Below are 914 nucleotides of genomic sequence, written 5' to 3' on the forward strand. Positions count from 1 at the left end.
TGGTGTAGAGGATGCAAAAGATAATAATGATGCCGTTAACAAGGGTCAGCTTGATGCAAGTCTGAAGGAACTTTCTACCAGCCTTCAGTCTGATGATTCAGCTGTTGTTCATTACGATAAAAAAGATGGTGATAATGGCGACATTGATTACACGAGTGTGACTTTAGGTAAAGGTAAGGATGAAGGACCAGTTGCACTTCATAATGTAAAAGATGGTGTAATTTCTGAAAAGTCGCATGATGTTATCAATGGTGGTCAGCTTAATAAGATCTCACAAGATGTAGCCAAGTTTCTTGGCGGTGATGCAGCGTTTAATAATGGTGCGTTTACAGGACCGACTTATAAATTATCTAAAGTTTCTACAGAAGGTGAGGTAACAGAAGCTTCCTTTAGTGGTGTAGATACAGCGTTTACAGGGCTTGATGAGAATATTCAGAATGTTAATGCACGGATTAAAGAGGTTTCTGAAGGAGTAGCGCAGGATTCTTTATCTTGGAGTGATAAGGAAAAAGCCTTTGTAGCAAAGCATGGAGATGGATCGGAAAGAAAAAATAGCAAAATTAAGTTTCTTGAAGATGGTGCAATCTCTGCGGATTCAAGTGATGCAGTGAATGGTTCACAGCTTTTTGAGACGAATAAGACTGTTGCAACTTATTTAGGTGGTGGCGCTGAATATAAGGGAGGTCAATGGAGTGCTCCAAGCTTCAAAGTTAAGATCGTCAAAGAAGATGGCAGTGCCGTTGAAGAGCAGAGCTATGATGATGTTGCGTCTGCCTTTGCTGGTGTTGGTGATTCATTCATGAATATTCATAAAGAGCTTCAGAATGAGATTAATAAAGTTGTAGGAGATAGTCTTGTTAAGCAGGATGATGCTACGAAGGTAATCAAGATAGGTGGTGAAAAAGAGGGTAGTG

Annotated in this window: 1 pseudogene; it reads left to right on the plus strand. The window is 39.9% G+C overall.

Annotated elements, in window-relative coordinates:
• Nucleotides 1–914, plus strand: a pseudogene (locus tag ACFILL_RS09370) (hypothetical protein); the annotation flags it as partial.

This window comes from Bartonella sp. AP20NXHL (genome assembly GCF_042196165.1).
Lineage (GTDB): Bacteria > Pseudomonadota > Alphaproteobacteria > Rhizobiales > Rhizobiaceae > Bartonella.